General features: G+C 72.2%; 13 protein-coding genes. 10 read left to right on the forward strand and 3 right to left on the reverse strand.

Features of this window, described 5'->3' with window-relative positions; translation table 11 throughout:
* Positions 1-20: 20 nt before the first annotated feature.
* From DSM104329_RS00915 to DSM104329_RS00950, 8 genes are all read left to right on the forward strand, one after another.
* The gene (locus DSM104329_RS00915) at positions 21-1,577 is read left to right on the forward strand and encodes a sugar ABC transporter ATP-binding protein (protein ID WP_259313511.1); all 1,557 of its coding nucleotides are present in this window, start codon (positions 21-23) and stop codon (positions 1,575-1,577) included.
* A complete protein-coding gene (locus tag DSM104329_RS00920) occupies positions 1,574-2,680 on the forward strand; it encodes an ABC transporter permease (RefSeq protein ID WP_259313512.1) in 1,107 nt (368 codons plus the stop codon). Before DSM104329_RS00915 ends, DSM104329_RS00920 begins: the two co-directional genes overlap by 4 nt.
* Positions 2,677-4,185: an aldehyde dehydrogenase family protein gene (locus tag DSM104329_RS00925; protein WP_259313513.1), complete on the forward strand. Its 1,509-nt coding sequence runs from the start codon at positions 2,677-2,679 to the stop codon at positions 4,183-4,185. The genes DSM104329_RS00920 and DSM104329_RS00925 overlap by 4 nt, the downstream gene beginning before the upstream one ends.
* Positions 4,182-5,024 (forward strand): SDR family oxidoreductase, encoded by an 843-nt coding sequence (locus tag DSM104329_RS00930; protein ID WP_259313514.1) that lies wholly within the window; start codon positions 4,182-4,184, stop codon positions 5,022-5,024. Before DSM104329_RS00925 ends, DSM104329_RS00930 begins: the two co-directional genes overlap by 4 nt.
* Before the next feature lie 135 nt (positions 5,025-5,159).
* The gene (locus DSM104329_RS00935; protein WP_259313515.1) at positions 5,160-7,160 is read left to right on the forward strand and encodes an FAD-dependent oxidoreductase; all 2,001 of its coding nucleotides are present in this window, start codon (positions 5,160-5,162) and stop codon (positions 7,158-7,160) included.
* Positions 7,157-8,659 carry an aldehyde dehydrogenase family protein gene (locus tag DSM104329_RS00940; protein WP_259313516.1) on the forward strand — a complete coding sequence of 501 codons (1,503 nt, stop codon included), beginning with the start codon at positions 7,157-7,159 and terminating at the stop codon, positions 8,657-8,659. Before DSM104329_RS00935 ends, DSM104329_RS00940 begins: the two co-directional genes overlap by 4 nt.
* Positions 8,660-8,717: 58 nt before the next feature.
* Positions 8,718-9,812 (forward strand): sugar ABC transporter substrate-binding protein, encoded by a 1,095-nt coding sequence (locus DSM104329_RS00945; RefSeq protein ID WP_259313517.1) that lies wholly within the window; start codon positions 8,718-8,720, stop codon positions 9,810-9,812.
* Positions 9,813-9,819: 7 nt separating this feature from the next.
* Positions 9,820-11,478 carry an ATP-dependent acyl-CoA ligase gene (locus DSM104329_RS00950; RefSeq protein WP_259313518.1) on the forward strand — a complete coding sequence of 553 codons (1,659 nt, stop codon included), beginning with the start codon at positions 9,820-9,822 and terminating at the stop codon, positions 11,476-11,478.
* Between the two features lie 25 nt (positions 11,479-11,503).
* Here the strand turns inward: DSM104329_RS00950 and DSM104329_RS00955 are convergent, their stop codons facing one another.
* Positions 11,504-12,823, reverse strand: coding sequence for a M20 family metallopeptidase (locus DSM104329_RS00955; RefSeq protein WP_259313519.1), 1,320 nt, complete (start codon positions 12,821-12,823; stop codon positions 11,504-11,506).
* Between the two features lies 1 nt (position 12,824).
* Complete coding sequence (locus tag DSM104329_RS00960) at positions 12,825-13,229, reverse strand: nuclear transport factor 2 family protein (RefSeq protein WP_259313520.1); 405 nt, start codon at positions 13,227-13,229, stop codon at positions 12,825-12,827.
* Positions 13,230-13,270: 41 nt separating this feature from the next.
* On the opposite strand from DSM104329_RS00960, the gene DSM104329_RS00965 reads away from it, so the two are divergent.
* The gene (locus tag DSM104329_RS00965; protein ID WP_259313521.1) at positions 13,271-13,849 is read left to right on the forward strand and encodes a TetR/AcrR family transcriptional regulator; all 579 of its coding nucleotides are present in this window, start codon (positions 13,271-13,273) and stop codon (positions 13,847-13,849) included.
* Here DSM104329_RS00965 and DSM104329_RS00970 read toward each other — a convergent pair.
* Positions 13,846-15,729 (reverse strand): primary-amine oxidase, encoded by a 1,884-nt coding sequence (locus tag DSM104329_RS00970; RefSeq protein ID WP_259313522.1) that lies wholly within the window; start codon positions 15,727-15,729, stop codon positions 13,846-13,848. The two genes, DSM104329_RS00965 and DSM104329_RS00970, sit on opposite strands and share 4 nt — an antisense overlap.
* A 67-nt stretch (positions 15,730-15,796) precedes the next feature.
* On the opposite strand from DSM104329_RS00970, the gene DSM104329_RS00975 reads away from it, so the two are divergent.
* A complete protein-coding gene (locus DSM104329_RS00975; RefSeq protein ID WP_259313523.1) occupies positions 15,797-16,849 on the forward strand; it encodes a LuxR C-terminal-related transcriptional regulator in 1,053 nt (350 codons plus the stop codon).
* The last annotated feature ends 67 nt before the right edge of the window (positions 16,850-16,916 follow it).

A 16,916-nucleotide genomic window follows, 5' to 3' on the forward strand; every position in this document is an offset into this window, starting at 1 on the left:
GTCCCTTTCGGAGAGGATCAGTGAACGATCAGCCCCAGACATCGGCCCGTGAGCCGCTGATCGCCCTGCGGGGCATCACCAAGGCGTTCCCCGGCGTGGTCGCGCTCGACCGCGTCGACCTCACGCTCTACGCCGGAGAGGTTCTCGCCCTGACGGGCGAGAACGGGTCGGGCAAGTCGACGCTGGCCCGCTGCATCAACGGGTCGGTCCGGCCTGACGCCGGCACGATCGTCGTCGACGGCGTCGAGCGGACGATCCCGGATCCGCGCGCCGCCCTGCGCCTCGGCGTCGTGACGATCAGCCAGGAGCTGACGCTGGCGAGCACCCTCACCGTGGCGGAGAACATCTTCCTCGGCCGGCTGCCGCGCACGCGCGGTCGGGTCGACTGGCGGCTGGTGAACCGCCGGGCGGCCGAGATCCTCGACCGCCTCGACGTCCATGTGGACCCGACCATGACGGTCAGCCGGCTCAGCGTGGAGATGCAGCAGGAGGTCGAGATCGCCCGCGCGATCTCGTCCGACGCACGCCTGCTGATCCTCGACGAGGCGACCAGCTCGCTGTCGGAGGCCGCGACCCAGCGCCTGCTCGACGTGGTCGAGGAGCTGCGCATCAAGGACGTCGCCGTGCTGATGATCTCGCACCGCATGCCCGAGCTCTACGCCGCCGCCACGCGCGCGACGGTGCTGCGCGACGGGCGCCTGGTGGGCGACTGCCCGCTGCCGGAGACGACCGAGCAGCGGCTCGTCTCGATGATGGTGGGCCGCGAGCTCGGCGACTACTACGGCAAGCGCGAGATCGCGCAGGGCGACGTCGTGCTCGAGGTCCACGAGCTCGCATCGCTGGACGGGGCGCTCAAGCCCACGTCGCTGAAGGTCCGCAAGGGCGAGATCCTCGGCGTGGCCGGCCTCGTCGGCTCCGGCAAGGCGGAGCTCGGCATGGCGCTCGGCGGCGCGATCCCGTGCACCGGCAGCGCCGTGGTCAACGGCAAGCAGGTCAACCTGGGCGATCCGCGCTCGACCCTTGCCGGCGGGATCGGCTTCGTGCCCGACGACCGCAAGCGCCTCGCGCTGCTGCCCACGCGCAGCGTCGGCGAGAACTTCTCGATCGCGTGGAACCAGGCGATCTCGAACAAGGCCGGCGTGCTCGACACGCGGCGCGAGCGCAAGATGGTCCGCGACGCCATCACGAAGTACGGCGTCGTGACCGCCTCGGCGGCGAGCCGGATCACCACGTTGTCGGGCGGCAACCAGCAGAAGGTCGTCGTCGGCCGCATCTTCGCCCTCGGAGTCGAGGTGCTCGTCTTCAGCGAGCCCACCCGCGGCATCGACGTCGGCGCCAAGAGCGAGATCTACCATCTGATGCAGGAGGCGGCCTCCGCGGGCGCCGCCATCGTTCTGATCTCGTCGGAGCTGCCCGAGCTGCTCGGGATCTCCGACCGGATCGTCGTGTTCTTCGGGGGCGAGCTGCGGGGCGAGTTCACCAAGGACCGTATGCAGGAGGAGGACATCGCGCACGTCGCCGTGACCGGCGCGCCGGTGCTCTCCATCGGAGCCCAGACCAGCATGGAGACGTCATGAGCGAGTCACCGTCCGCCGTCCTGACCCCGCCTGGGAGCGCGCCGAAGGCGAGCCCCGGCGCGGAGTCGTCCAACCGCCGGTGGTGGCAGCGCCTGTCCCTGGGCCGCTACACCGGCGTCGTGGTGGCGCTGCTCGCCGTCGCCATCTACCTGACGATCACCGAGCCGGTGTTCCTCACGTGGGACAACCTGATGAATATCGTCAAGTCCAACAGCGTGATCTTCGTGCTGGCGATCGGGGCGACGTTCGTGGTCATCTCCGGCGGCATCGACCTGTCGACCGCGTCGGCGACGACCGCGTCGGCGATGATCTTCGGTCTCGCCCTGCACAGCGGGTGGGGGCTCGTCCCGGCGCTGATCGCGACGATCGCCTTCGGCCTGATGATCGGGCTCATCAACGGCGTGCTGATCGCGAAGGCCCACATCTCGTTCCTGGTCGTGACGCTGGGCGCGTTGTCGATCTGGGCGAGCTTCGCGCTCGTCGTCAACGACGGCCAGACGGTGTCGGTCTTCAGCGCGCCCGCGTTCGGCCCGATCAAGGACTTCGTCAACCAGGACGTCGGGCCGTTTCCGATCCTGCTGATCTTCGACGCGATTCTCGTGCTCCTCGCCGGCGGTGTTCTGCGCTACACCGCCTTCGGCCGCGCGCTGTTCGCGACGGGGTCCAACGAGGAGGCGGCGCGCCTGAACGGCATCAGCATCAACCGCATCCTGATCGCCGTCTACACGATCGGCGGCCTCGCGGCCGCGCTCGCGTGCGTCGTTCAGGTCGGGCGTCTCACCGCGGCGTCGGCCACGGGCGATCCGACCCTCCTGCTGACGGTGCTCGCCGCCGTGCTCATCGGGGGGACCAGCTTCACCGGCGGCGAGGGCGGCGTCCTCGGCACCGTCATCGGCGTGATCTTCCTCGGCGTCGTCCAGAACGGGCTCACGCTCAGCGGCGTGTCGGCGTTCTGGCAGGGCACGGTCAGCGGCGTCATCCTGATCGCCGCCGTCGGGCTCGGCGTCCTGCGCGACCGCGGCATCAGCCTGCGCCAGCGACGGGCCGCCAAGACCGCACCGGACGCATCGCACCTGGCGCCGCCGGCGCCACCGCCGGCATGACGGCGCCGGTCGCCGCGGCGCGCGGCGCATACGTCCCGTCGGGGGACTACACGCTGATCATCGGCGGCGAGCCGGTGGCCACCGACGACGGCTTCGACGCGATCGATCCGAGCGTCGGCACGCCGTGGACCCGGCTGCCGCAGGCCACCGAGGCGCACGTCGACGCGGCGGTCGCCGCCGCGACGCGGGCCTTCGCGACCTGGCGGCGCACGACCGCTTCGCACCGCCAGCGCGTGCTGTGGGAGATGGCCGATCGCGTCGAGGCCGAGCCCGACCGCTGGGCGTCGCTGCTGGCCACCGAGAACGGCCGGCCGATCCGCGAGGCGTACGCCGCCGACGTCCCGACGTGCGCCGGCATCCTGCGCTACTTCTCCGGGCTGGCCCGCGACCACCGCGGCGACCAGATCCCGCTCGAGGACCCGGGCAGCCTGGCGTTCACCGTACGGGAGCCGCTCGGCGTCATCGCCGCGCTGATCCCGTGGAACTCGCCGATCATCACGCTGGCCAACAAGGTCGGCCCCGCGCTCGCGGCCGGCAACACGCTGGTGATCAAGCCGTCGGAGTACGCGTCGGCGAGCGTCATCGAGTTCGTGCGCGCGGTCGAGGACCTCGTGCCGGCCGGCGTGCTGAACGTGGTGACGGGCTTCGGGCCGAGCGTCGGCGCGGCGCTCGTGTCCCATCCCGGCGTCGCGAAGATCACCTTCACCGGCGGCAGCGCCACGGCGCGGCGGATCATGGCCGCGGCCGGCGGGGCGCTGACCCCGTCGATCATGGAGCTCGGCGGCAAGGGCGCGATGGTGGTCTGCGCCGACGCCGACCTCGACCTCGCCGTGGCGGACGCCATGACCGGCATCTACATGGCCAACGGCGAGGTCTGCGTCGCCGCGTCGCGCCTGCTCGTGCACGAGTCGGTCCACGACGAGTTCGCCGAGCGCTTCGCCGCGCTGGCGCGAGGCATCGTCGTCGGCGACGCGCTCGATCCCGCCACGCAGTTCGGGCCGCTCGTCTCGGCGGCGCAGCTCGAGCGGGTGCGCGGCTGCATCGACGCAGCGGTCGCCCAGGGCGCCGTCGTGCGCACCGGCGGCGCTGCGCCCGAGCTGCCCGCGGCCCTGGACGGCGGCTTCTTCCTGGCCCCGACGCTGCTCGAGGACCCGGCCGGCGCGACGAGCGCCTCGCGCGAGGAGATCTTCGGGCCGGTCACGGTGCTCGAGCGCTTCGCGAGTGAGGACGCCGCCGTCGCCCGGGCCAACGAGGGGCCGTACGGGCTGGCCGCGGGCGTCTGGACCCGCGACCTGGCCCGCGCGCACCGCATCGCCGGCGCGCTCGAGGCGGGGATCGTGTGGGTGAACAAGTGGTTCGACCTGCCGGCGGGCGTGCCGATGGGCGGCATCGGCGACAGCGGCTTCGGGCGCGAGCTCAGCGCCGAGACCATGCTCGAGTACAGCGCGCCGAAGGCGATAAACATCGGCCTGGGCGACACCCGCCCGGCCCTCTGGGGGAGATGAACCTGGCGATGGGCAGCGTGTCCTACGACTTCACCGGCGACGTGGTGCTCATCACCGGCGCCGCCCGCGGCCTGGGCCGCGACTTCGCCCTGAGCTTCGCGCGCGCGGGCGCGCGCGTGGCGGTCAACGACCTCGCCGGCCGCGACCTCGGCGACGGCGTCCCGTACGAGACCGGCACGGCCGGCGACCTCGACAAGACGGTGGCCGACGCGCAGGCGCTCGGCGCCGAGGTGCTCGCGGTGCCCGGCGACGTGACCTCCGAGGCGCACGTGAGCGCCATGGTCGACGCGGTCGTCGAGCGCTTCGGCCGGCTCGACATCCTCGTCAACAACGCGGGCGTGCACTCCGGCGCCAAGGCGTGGGAGATGACCGAGGCGCAGTGGGACGCGGTCGTCGACGTCGACCTCAAGGCGCCGTGGCTGTGCTCCAAGCACGCAGCGCGGCACATGGTCGGGCGCGAGGGAGGCGGCCGGATCATCACGATCTCCTCGACCTCCGGGCTCGTCGGGATTCCCGACCAGGTCAACTACCAGTCGGCCAAGCACGGCGTCATCGGGCAGATCCGGACGCTCGCGCTGGAGCTCGCGCCGCACGACGTGACCGTCAACGCGATCTGCCCGACCGTGGTGTCCTCGCCGATGCTCGACCACCTCGTCGAGACGGGCGCTGCGTACTTCCAGGAGGTCGCGCGGCTGTGCGGCGCGTCGACGGTGTTCCCCGGCCTGGACAACCTCGAGCCGGTCGACGTCTCGCACGCCGTGCAGTGGCTCGCCTCCGACGCGGCGCGCTACGTCACGGGCATCGCGCTCCCGGTCGACGGCGGGTTCACCTGCAAGTAGACGGCGCACCGGTGGGCGCCCGTCGTCATGCTTAGCAGCGGGCCGGTACGCCGCCTTTGCTGATTATCGACCAGGCGGTGGGCCCAATCCGACAGGGCGTACGCCATGCATAAATCTGCACACCACCCAGCTGCTATGTCTATTATCCTTCCCGAGGAGATGGAGATCACCACCCCAGCGCCCGACTCGGCGGCGGATCTGGACACCGCCGTGCTGACCGCCGTCTGCGACACCCTGCTTCCGTCGCTGCCGTCCGACGCGCCGGGGGCGCTGGGCGACTACCTGCGCCGCGGCGCGTCCGATCGTGGCATCCCGCAGGCCGTCGCGGCGGCGGTGCCGGGGCTCCCGCCGCACGTGTGCACGGCGGTCGCGGGCCTCGTCGCGCGCCTCGCGGCCGCCGGCTTCGCCGGCCTGCCGCTCGAGGAGCGCACTGCGCGCCTGCGCACCGCGGGTGACGAGGTGCCGCAGGGCCGCCTCGCGCTCAAGCAGCTGAAGGGCATGGTGTTCGGCCGGCTGTTCGGCTCGTTCGACGAGGACCTGCGCAACCCGGTCTGGGAGGCCGTCGGCTTCCCCGGACCCGTCTCTCCCGCTCCCTCGCCCGAGCAGGCGCCGAAGGTCATCCCGATCGAACCGGTCTCCGGCGAGCACGCCGTGCTCACCGCCGACGTGTGCATCGTCGGCTCGGGCGCAGGCGGCTCGGTCCTCGCCGCGCGGCTGGCGGAGGCCGGGCGCGACGTGCTCGTCCTCGAAGCCGGCCCGTACCGCAACGAGGCCGACTTCCGCCAGCTCGAGGCCGAAGGCGCCGAGATGTACCTGGGCGGCGGGCTGATGTGGTCGCACGACGGCGCGATGGGGCTACTCGCCGGCTCGACGCTCGGCGGCGGCACCGTCATCAACTCGATGATCTCGCGCCCCGCGCCCGCGGAGGTCCTCGCGGACTGGGCGCGCGACGGCCTCGACGGCGTGGATGAGCCCGAGTTCCAGGCCTGCCTGGAGCGGGTCAACGAGCGCCTCAACGTCAACAGCGAGGCGACCCACTTCAACCGCAACGCCGAGGTCCTGATCGAGGGCCTGAGCGCGTGCGGACTGGACCACCACCGCATGGCGCGCAACGCGTCGCTCGACGACGACCCGCGGATGTGCGGCTACTGCAACGCGGGCTGCCAGCAGGGCTGCAAGCGCTCGACGCTGCGCACATACCTCGAGGACGCCGCCGCCGCGGGCGCCCGCTTCGTCGTCGACTGCTTCGCCGAGCGGGTCACCACCGCCGACGGCCGGGCGACCGGCGTCGACGCGGTCGTGACGAACCGCGAGACCGGCACGGTCACGCGGCTGCGCGTCGATGCGCCGGAGGTCGTGGTCGCCGCGGGCGGCATCGAGTCCCCGGCGCTGCTGCTGCGCTCCGGCATCGGCGGCGACGCGGTCGGAGCGAACCTGCGCCTGCACCCGAGCTACATGGTCAGCGGCGTCTACGACGAGCCGGTCGAGGCCTGGAACGGCCAGGTCATCACGGTCATGTCGTTCGATTTCATGGACCTCGAGGGCGGCGGCGGGTTCTTCATCGCGCCGCTCGGCCTGAGCCCGGCGACGTGGGGCGGCCAGTCGCCGTGGACCGATGGTGCGGCCTCGCGCGAGCACTTCCGGAAGTTCCCGCACATCGCGGCCTGGCACGCGATCTCCCACGACCACGGCGCCGGGCGCGTCGTGCTCGGGCCCGACGATCGCGCGCTCGTGCAGTGGGGCCTGGAGGACGAGGTCGACCGCCGCGTCGCCGGCCTCGGGCACGTCGAGCTGGCCAAGCTGCACCGCGCCGCCGGGGCCAAGGAGGTCTTCACCTTCCACTTCACCGAGCGGCGCTGGCGCGAGGGCGAGGACTTCGAGGCGTTCCTCGACGAGTTGCGCGACGCGCCGGCCGAGGACGTCACCGCCTACTCGGCGCACCAGATGGGCGCGTGCCGGATGGGGGCCGACCGCCGGGTCGCGGTGGCCGACGGCCGGGGCGAGCTGCACGACGTCGCCGGCGTGTGGATCGGCGACGGCTCCGCGCTGCCGACCGCGCCGGGCGTGAACCCCATGATCACCATCATGGCGCTCGCCGAACGCACCGCCATCCGCATGCTGGAGGCGGCGTCGTGAGCGCGGCTCCGGCAGCCTCCGAGGCGCCGTACGCGCCGAGCGGCGCGTACGGCCTGTTCATCGGCGGCGACGAGTTCGCGGGCTCGGGCGAGTTCGCCGCGATCAACCCGAGCACCGGCACGCAGTGGGCGACGCTCGCGGAGGCGACCCCCGGCGAGGTCGACCGCGCGGTCGCGGCCGCGAAGGCGGCGTTCACCGGCTGGCGGCGCTCGACCCTCGAGCAGCGCCAGCAGGTGCTGCTCGCGCTCGCCGACGCGATCGAGGCGACGCCCGACTGGCCGCGCCTGCTCGCCACGGAGAACGGGCGGCCGATCCGCGAGGCGCTCGGCGCCGACGTGCCGGTCGCCGCCGGGGTGCTGCGCTACTACGCCGGGATCGTCCGCACGCTGCACGGCGAGAACCTCGCCCCGTCGGACCCCGACATGCGCGTGTTCACCCAGCGCGAGGCGCTCGGCGTGATCGCCGCGATCATCCCGTGGAACTCGCCGCTGATCTCCGCTGCGCTGAAGCTCGGCCCGGCGCTGGCGACCGGCAACACCGTGGTCCTCAAGCCGTCCGAGTTCGCCGCGGCGAGCGTCGTCGAGCTCGCGCGCCGCACCGCCGGCCTCCTGCCGCCCGGCGTCGTCAACGTCGTGACGGGGATGGGACCCGCGGCGGGCGCCGCGCTCGTCGCCCACCGCGACGTCGCGAAGATCTCGTTCACCGGCGGCGTCCAGACCGCCCGCCACATCGCCCGCGCCGCAGCCGAGCACCTCACGCCGGCCATCTTCGAGCTCGGCGGCAAGAGCGCGTTCGTCATCTGCCCCGACGCCGACCTCGACGCCGCCGTCCAGGACGCCCTCAGCGGCATCCTGGCCCAGAACGGCGAGGTCTGCTTCGCGGCGTCCCGGCTCTTCCTGCACGCCGGCATCCGCGACGACTTCCTCGAGCGGATGGCCGGCGCCGTCGCCGGTGTTCGTATCGGCGACGCGCTCGACCCCGCCACCCAGGTCGGGCCGCTCGTGTCGGCCGGCCACCGGGAGCGGGTGCTCGGCTACGTCGAGCGGGCGCGCCAGGAAGGTGCGGACGTCATCGTCGGCGGACGCGAGCGGGTGCTCGAGCAGCCGCTGCGCGACGGGTTCTACATGGAGCCCGCGATCGTCGACGACCCCACGGGCCGCACGACGGCCGCGCGGGAGGAGATCTTCGGGCCGGTGGTGGTCGCCCAGTCGTGGACCGACGACGACGAGGTCGTCGCGCGGGCCAACGACAGCGACTACGGGCTGGCGGCCGGGGTGTGGACGACCGATCTCGGTCGCGCGCACCGCATGGCCGATCGGCTCGAAGCGGGAACCGTCTGGGTGAACACCTGGTTCCAGGTGCCGCCCGGGCAGCCCCTCGGGGGCGTGAAGTCGAGCGGGCACGGGCGCGAGATGTGCGCCGAGACCCTGCTCGAGTACAGCAGTGCCAAGGCCGTGTCCATGCGACTGGACGCGACGAGACCACCGGCCTGGGCGTGAGGACCACGCGGGGCCCGATCAAGGGCGGCCGCGGAGACGACAACAGGAGGACGGCAGCATGACAAGGTGGTTGGCATTGCCAGCAGTGCTTGCGGTGGCGTTGCTCGCAGGATGCGGCAGCGACAGCAGCAGCAGCACGAGCACCAGCGCGAGCACCGGCTCGGACACGGCGGCGAGCACCGCCGCGAGCACGACCAGCGCGGATTCGAGCGCTCCCCCCGACAAGGGCGGCAAGGGCGCGAAGGTCTCCTACATCAGCCCGGTCGCGGCGCAGCCCGGCCAGCAGGAGGTCAACCTCGGCCTGGAGATGGGCGCCAAGGAGCTCGGTTGGGAGACCAACGTCCTCGACGCGAACCTGTCGCCGGACAAGCAGGTGGCCAACGTCGACACGGCGATCACGCAGGGCCGCAACGCGATCACGTCGTGGACGCTCGATCCGGGCGCCGCGGCCGGCGCGTACACCCGCGCGATCGCGCAGGGCATCCCGGTCGTCGGCATGAACTCCGAGGGCGAGGGCGTCACCGCGACGGTGTGGTGGCAGTACAGCATCTGCGAGCCGGGCGGACCGAACGAGCAGGATGCGCAGTTCATCGCCAAGCAGCGGCCCGGCGGGAAGGTGATCGTCATGGGCGGGCCTCCGGCACCGTCGATCATCACGTCCGTGAAGTGCTTCACCGCGGCGGCCAAGAAGGCCGGCCTGGACGTCATCAACGAGACCGACAACACGTCGGACACGGCGGATGCCGCGCAGCGCCTGATGCAGGACCTGCTCACGAAGTACCCGGACGTCGACGCGGTCTGGAACTACAACGACCAGTCCGCGCTGGGCGACTCGGCGGCCATCACCGGCGCCGGCAAGAAGGTCGCCGACGCGACGAGCAAGGACGGCATCATCGTCATCGGTCACAACGGTGACAAGGACGCGATCACGGCCATCAAGGACGGCCGCCTGACCGGCACCTGGGACCCGGACAACGTGGCCTCGGGCATGGCGGCGATCAAGCAGATGCAGACCGCGCTGGCGGGCGGGGCGGACAAGACGTATCCCCCGCTGACGGTGAAGTCGACGTTCTACAGCAGCGAGAACATCGACACGTTCAAGCCCGCCGCCGAGCGCAGCATGACGCTCGACACGATCCCGCTCGGGAACTGATCGGGCAGTGAGTCAGACCATCCGCAGCGCGGGTGGGCCGGACGCAAGCGGAGCGGCGGCCCTGGACGGGTCGCCGCTTCGCGGTCTCTGCGCCCGCGAGCAGACGCTGCCCGCGTTGCTCGAGCGCCAGGCCGCGCGCTACGGCGACAAGCCGCTCCTGCGCATCGGCGACCTGGAGCGCAGCTACGCCGGCGTCCGCGATGCCGCGGTCGCGACCGCGGGCCGGCTGCAGGCCGCCGGCCTGGAGCGCGGGGACCGCCTCGCGCTCATGTGCGAGAACCGCGTCGAGCTGCTCGACCTCATCCTCGGCGCCACGTGGATCGGCGCCGTCGCGGTCCCGCTGAACACGGCGCTGCGCGGCGAGCAGCTCGCGCACCAGCTGCGCAACTCCAGCGCGCGCGTGCTGGCGATGGACAGCGCCCTCGTCGAGGTCCTCGCGCACGCCGAGGGCATCGATGCCCTCGAGCAGGTGTGGGCCCTCGACGGCGTTCCGGCCGATGTCCCCACCGGCCGCTTCACCGTCACCGAGGCGCCGTCCGGCGACGCCCCGGTGCCCGCCGCCGCGGTCGGCCCGGGGGAGACGGGCGCGATCCTCTACACGTCCGGGACGACCGGCGCGTCGAAGGGCGTCTGCTGCCCGCACGCCCAGTTCTTCTGGTGGGGCGTGCTGGTGGGCGAGATGCTCGAGATCGGCGAGGACGACGTGCTCTACACGTGCCTGCCGCTGTTCCACACGAACGCGCTCAACGCGTTCGTCCAGGCGCTCGTGGCCGGGGCGACCTACGAGCTCGGCCCGCGCTTCTCGGCCTCGCGCTTCTGGGAGCAGATCGCCGCTTCGGGCGCGACCGTCACCTATCTGCTCGGGGCGATGATCAACATCCTCATGTCGCGCCCGCCGTCGGAGGCCGACCGTGCGCACACGGTGCGCACGGCGCTGGCGCCGGCGACGCCGGTCGCGCTGTTCGACGCGTTTCGCGAGCGCTTCGGTGTGCAGCTCGTCGAGGGCTACGGGTCCACGGAGACGAACTGCGCGATCGGCGAGAGCTGGCGCAACCAGCGCCCGGGCTGGATGGGGCGCGTGCGCAACGGCTTCGACGCGCGGGTCGTCGACGCCGACGACGCCGAGGTGCCGCCCGGCGAGGCGGGCGAGCTCGTGCTCCGCCACGGGCCGCCGTTCGCGTTCGCCACCGGGTACTTCGCCATGGACGACAAGACCGTGGAGTCGTGGCGCAACCTGTGGTTCCACACCGGCGACCGCGTCGTGCGCGACGAGGACGGCTGGTTCCGCTTCATGGACCGCCTCAAGGACGCCATCCGCCGCCGCGGCGAGAACATCTCGTCGTTCGAGGTCGAGCAGGCGCTCCTCGACCACCCCTCGGTGGCCTCCGTGGCGGTGTTCCCGGTCGCGTCGGAACTGGCCGAGGACGAGGTCGCCGCGGCGATCGTGCTGCGCGAGGGCGCCGGCGCGGACCCCGTGGCGCTCATCCGCCACTGCGAGCCGCGCCTGGCCTACTTCGCCATCCCGCGCTACCTGAGCTTCGTCCAGGCGCTGCCGCTGACCGAGAACGGCAAGGTCCGCAAGGCCGTGCTGCGCGACGGCGGCATCACCGCCGACATGTGGGACCGCGAGGCCGAGGGCGTCGAGGTGCGGCGGATCGGGCGCTGAGACCGGCCGTCGCGCCCGGCGGGGTTCACGGCGCCCCGCACCAAGCGGCGATGGTCACCGCCAGCACCTGAGCGGCGCTGACGAGGTCGTCGACGGCGACGTTCTCGTCGGGACTGTGAGCCACCGCCATATCGCCGGGCCCGAACGTGACGACGGGAATCCCTGCCCGCTCGATCCAGGTCGAGTCGACCGACGCACCCACGGCGGCCGGAGACGCCGGCGAGGGCGCGGGAACCGCCGTGCCGGTGACGGCCTCGATCGCGCCGCCGACGACGCCGACGATCGGCTCGGACCACGGGGTCTGAAACGGCGGCCAGTCGTATCCCCAGCTGAAGACTGGTGGATGCCGGGCCAGCCACGCGTCGGCCGCGCACCGCTCGGCCACGAACGCCTCGACGCGCGTCTCGACGTCGCGGCCCGTCCAGCCGGGCGGGTACCAGAGCCCGTACTCCAGCAGCGCCTCCGCCGGGAAGAAGACCGGTGCCGGCTGTCCCGGCGCACCCACCGAGCTGAACGTCCCGGGATGCAGCGTGAACGATCCCTCCGGAAACCAGGGATGCAGGGGCTCGGCCGCCCACGCACGTTCGAGGTCCTGCAGCGCCTGAACGACCAGGATCGCCTTCTCGAGCGCGTTGACCCCGACGGCCTCGCCGCCCGGGCGCTGGGTGAGCCACCGGTTCGCGTGGTGGGTGCTGCGTCCCTCGACGCGCACGGCGAAGGAACGGTAGCCCGGCGAGGCGGCGGTGAGCGCCGACCTCGTCGGCTCCAGGTTGATCGCGGCGTCGGCCACGAAGCCCGCCTCCAGGACCGCCGTGGTGCCGAGCTCGTGCTCCATGGCCTCCTCGCCCACGACGCCGTGCAGCTGGACCTCGCCGGCGAGGTCGACGCCGGCGTCGCGCAGCCCGGCGAGGGCCGCCCAGCCGGCGGCCAGCGGACCCTTCATGTCCGCGGCCCCGAGCCCGACGAGCACGCCATCGTGGCGCTCCGGCCGCCGCGGGTCGGCGATCGTCCAGGCGCTCGGGTCCGCGGGGGGCACCGTGTCCATGTGGCCGTTGAGCAGCAGCGAGCGCCCACCGCCGCCACCCTCGGCGACCGCGATCACGTTCTGGCGCCCGGGATCGGGGCCGACCCGCTCCACCCGCATGCCGATCTGCGCGCACCGCTCGCCGAGCGCGTCGCCGGCCCGCCCCTCGCCGCCGGGTGCCGCGCTCGCCTCGGGATAGGAGGCGTTGGTGCTGTCGACGCGGATGAGCGTCTCGGCGAGGTCGACGAGGTCGTCCCTTCTGGCCGCGACGGCTGCCTTGACCGCGTCGACGACCTCCGTCGTCAGGATGGCATCGCCCATGTCAGCCCCGGGCGAGGGTCTCGGCCATGGTCCGGGTGTCCGACCACGACCGGTGCAGGGTCATGCGCCCGTTCTCGACGCGCCAGAGGTTGATGAACGAGCCGGCGACCTCGTGGCCGCCCGGCGTCCGGCCGTGCTGGGTGCCGACGACGAACACGACGCCGTCACCGGCGTCGTAGAACTCCTCCGGCGTCGGCGCGAAGCTCGCCCAGTACTCCGGGTAGCGGTCGAAGACGGCGAAGACCTCGTCGATCCCGCGCGTGGTGCCCGCGCCTTCGGGGACGAAGTACCCCGCCGGCTCGACCCATTCGATGTCCTCATGCATCAGCTCGCGTACGCGGGTGAGGTTGCCGGCGTTGAACGCGCTGTACAGCTCGCGCACCAGGTCGACGTCGGACTGTGTCATCGGGATCTCCTTGTTCATAGGTAGGTTGCGGTGCCTCAGCGATGCCCGCCGCCGGTGCACCCACGTCGCCGTCTGGCGACCCTGTCGCGACGCGGCAGGCCATCATCGAGGCCGTCGTCCGGCTTGCTGGGCGCGACGGCTTCGATGCGCTGACGTATCGCGCGGTCGCGGAAGAGGCAGGCGTCTCGCACGGGCTGCTGCGCTACCACTTCGGGTCCCTCGACGCCGCGGTCCACGAGGCGCTGCACTGGACCGTCGACGAGGCCATCGCGCGCAGCCCGCTGACCGGGGCCGACGATCTCGACAGCTTCGCGGCATCGCTCTCGCGGCTCGTCGCCCAGAGCCCGGAGCACGTCGCGTTCCAGTGGGGGCTGGTCATGCACGCGCAGCGCAAGCCCGAGCTGGTCGAGGCCATCCGCGAGTTCCAGGCGCGCTACGTCACCCAGATCCAGGCGCAGCTCGAGCGCTTCGGCTTCCCGTCCGAGCGGGCTCTCGCCCGGACCGTCTTCGCCGTGCTCAACGGCATCGTCCTCTCGCAGCTCGTCTCGCGCGACCCGGCCGAGACCGACGCCGAGATCGCGATCCTCCGCGAGATGCTCGAGGGCCTGCGCCACCGCTAGTGGCAGTGGGCGGTGGCGGACGGCGGAACGTCGAGCGCCGGGTTGCGGTCGAAGAACCCGGCGGGCTTGAGCGTGAAGCCGATATAGGCGGTGGGCATCACGGGCCAGTCCTCCGGCCGGGGGATGTGGTGGTGGCCGAACGAATACCAGAGCACGATGTCCTCGTCGGCGATGCGCCGGTCCTGGGCGACCCATCGCGGCAGGCCGTCCATGCCCTCGTGCTGGTTGGGATAGTCGCCGGCTGCGTAGCGCTCCGAGGGGTCGTAGCGCGTCACCCACACATGATGGTGCGCGAAGCCGGCCCGGCGGTGCTGCGGGCTGCCGGGCCGCGAGAACAGCCGAGCGTTCTCTCCGTGCAGGAGCTTGTAGGCGACCGGCTGGCCGACCGCGTTCGTGCTTTCGCGGTTGACGACGAGCCAGGCGCGGGCCGAGGACAGGTCGATGTCTGACGGGGCGTCGAGCTCGGTCTCGTAGAGGCGACGCACGGCGGAGAACCCGTTGCCGTAGGGATCCTCCTCCTCGGTCGTGGGCACGCTGTCGACCTGCACGACGGCGTTGGCCTCGCCGTCGAGGTCGAAGTCGAGCCGGGCGCTGAAGAAGTGCTGGTGGTACATCGCCTGCAGTCCCGGCGCGACCAGCGTCCCGTGCTTCGGGGTCTCGCCGGGAGCCACCGCACCGGTCGAGACGATGCCGGTCAGCTTGACCTCGTGCTCGATGGTCCCGTCCTGGTAGAGGTACCAGAAGAACCCGTACTCGTAGTTGCCGATGGTCGACATCGAGGAGACGACGAGCCGGCGTGAGCGACGCACCTCGGTGTGGTCGTTGCGGAAGTCCCAGTGCTTCCACAGGACGCCGTAGTCCTCCTCGTGCAGGCAGATGGCGTTGGGATGGTGGACGACCTCGCCGCGCGAGTCGTTGACGTCCACGTCGAAGTAGTGGATCAGCCCGAGGCAGTCGCACCCGAGCTCGAGCGAGTTGACCAGGGTGCCGACGAGGTTCTCGCCGATGTCGAGCGGGCCCTGGATGTGCCGGGTGGGTGTGGGGTCGGCGTACGGGACCGCCATCTCGCAGATCGATGCACGGTGCATGATCGAGCGAACGCGGCCGCCGTCCTCGTAGCCCACTTCGTGCAGCACGAGCCCTTCCCGCGCCGTGAAGCCGACGCGCAGGCGCCACTTCTGCCAGCGCACCTGCCAGCCGTCCACGACGAAGCTGGGCCCCTCGCGCTGGATGATCTCGAGCGGCTTGGGCGCCTCGCGCTCCTCGATCGGCAGGTGGCCGCTGCGGTACTCGCCCGGGTCGGCGTCGGGGACGGGGACCGCGCCGTGGTCGGTGACCGAGATGACCTCGCCGCGGTGCAGGTCGACGACCGCGACGATCCCCTCGATGGGGCGGGCGTACGTGTTGCCGTCCGGGTACGGGCGCATCCACGCCAGCGCGCGGCAGATCCGCCGCTCGGTGCGGTCCCAGTTGCCGGGGGGCACCGGGTCCACGCAGACGAGGTCGAGCTGGTCCTCGAGGCCGCGCCTGCGCAGGGCCTCGAGGAAGTCGGGATGCTCGCGCACCAGGCGCTCGCACTCCTCGTACTCCTCGACCATGATCGCCGGCTGGACGCCATCCACGCGCTCCCAGGCCACCACGGCATCGCCGGTCAGCGAGACGAGCCCCTCGAACGAGGCCTGGTGCGCGGGATCGAGGACGACGAGCTCGGCGATCCGCTCGACCGGCGCGCCGGAGGTCCACGCGCGGACCGTCTCCTTCGGCGGCTCCCGAAGGGTCACGGTGACGAAGCGCACCCGCTCGCCGAGCTCACGGTCACGCCGGGCGATGCGGACGGCGGATGCGATCTCGGTTGCGGTGAGTGGGTCGAGCGGGTGCATTCTCCAAATGTATAAGCCGGGATGAGCGGCAGTCAAGGGGGCCTGCCCGCGATACCCTGAGGGCCCCATGAGAGACGAGGCCGCGTTCGGACTGGTGGAGCTTGCGCGGGACTTGGCCACGGCGGAGTCGGAGGCGGACCTGGAACGTGTCTATCTCGAACGCCCGGCGCCGGTTTCCGCGATGCCGATGCGCGGCCTGTATCTGTTCGATCCGTGCACGCGGGCCGTCGAGCGCTACGCGGCGACGAACGTCAGCGACGTGTTCCTGGCCCGCTACGAGCGAGTCGGCCGCAGCGAGGACCCGAACATCGCGTGGCTGACCCACCACCGGCGGGCCGCATACAGCCTGCGCGGGCGCTCGTCGCGCGACTGGATGGAGTCGCGCGTCTACCGTGAGGTCTTCTCGATCCACTGCATGGTGCACGCCGTCCAGGCGCCCGTCGTAGTCGACGGCCAGCTGGCGGGCACGCTGGCGTTCGGCAGCCCCGATTCGCGGCCGCCGCTGACCGCCGCGGAACTGCGGCTCCTCGAATGCGCAGCGGGCGTCTTCAGCCTCGCACTGGCCGGGGTGCGGCGCAGTGAACGGCTGGAGCACCGCCACATCCAGGCGCTGTCGGCGTTGGACGTCAGCACCACGCCGATCCTGATGGTCGAGGACCCGGGCGACGTGGTCCGGCTCAACGCGGCGGCCGAGCGCCTGCTCGACCGTACCGTCGAGGGCCGCGACCTCGCCTACGCGTTGATCGCACGCCGGACGACGCGCGAGCGCTCGTTCTCACGCGAGGCGCGGGTGCGCTGGCTCGGCGGGGGCGAGGGCGTCATCCGCGCCGAGTCGCGGCCGAGCGGCGACGACGCTCGCGGCACCGTGACCGTCCTGTCCTGCGACGGGGGGCCGCCCGCCCTCACGACGCCGCGCTGGTCGGCGCTGACCGACCGCGAGCGCGATGTGACGCGGCTGGTGGCCATGGGGTACACGGATGCGGAGATCGCGCGGGAGCTGTCGCTGAGCGTGCACACGGTGAAGCAGTACCTCAAGTCCGTGTACCGGAGCGTCGGCGTGCGATCGCGGGTCGAGCTGGCGCGGCGGGTCCTGACGGAGGCGTCCTTCCCGACGGCGTGATCCCTCGTTCGAGGGGGTCGCAGGACTCCTCGAACGAGGGCTTGTGGGGGTGGCGGGCCCCCATCCA

The organism is Capillimicrobium parvum, assembly GCF_021172045.1.
Lineage (GTDB): Bacteria > Actinomycetota > Thermoleophilia > Solirubrobacterales > Solirubrobacteraceae > Capillimicrobium > Capillimicrobium parvum.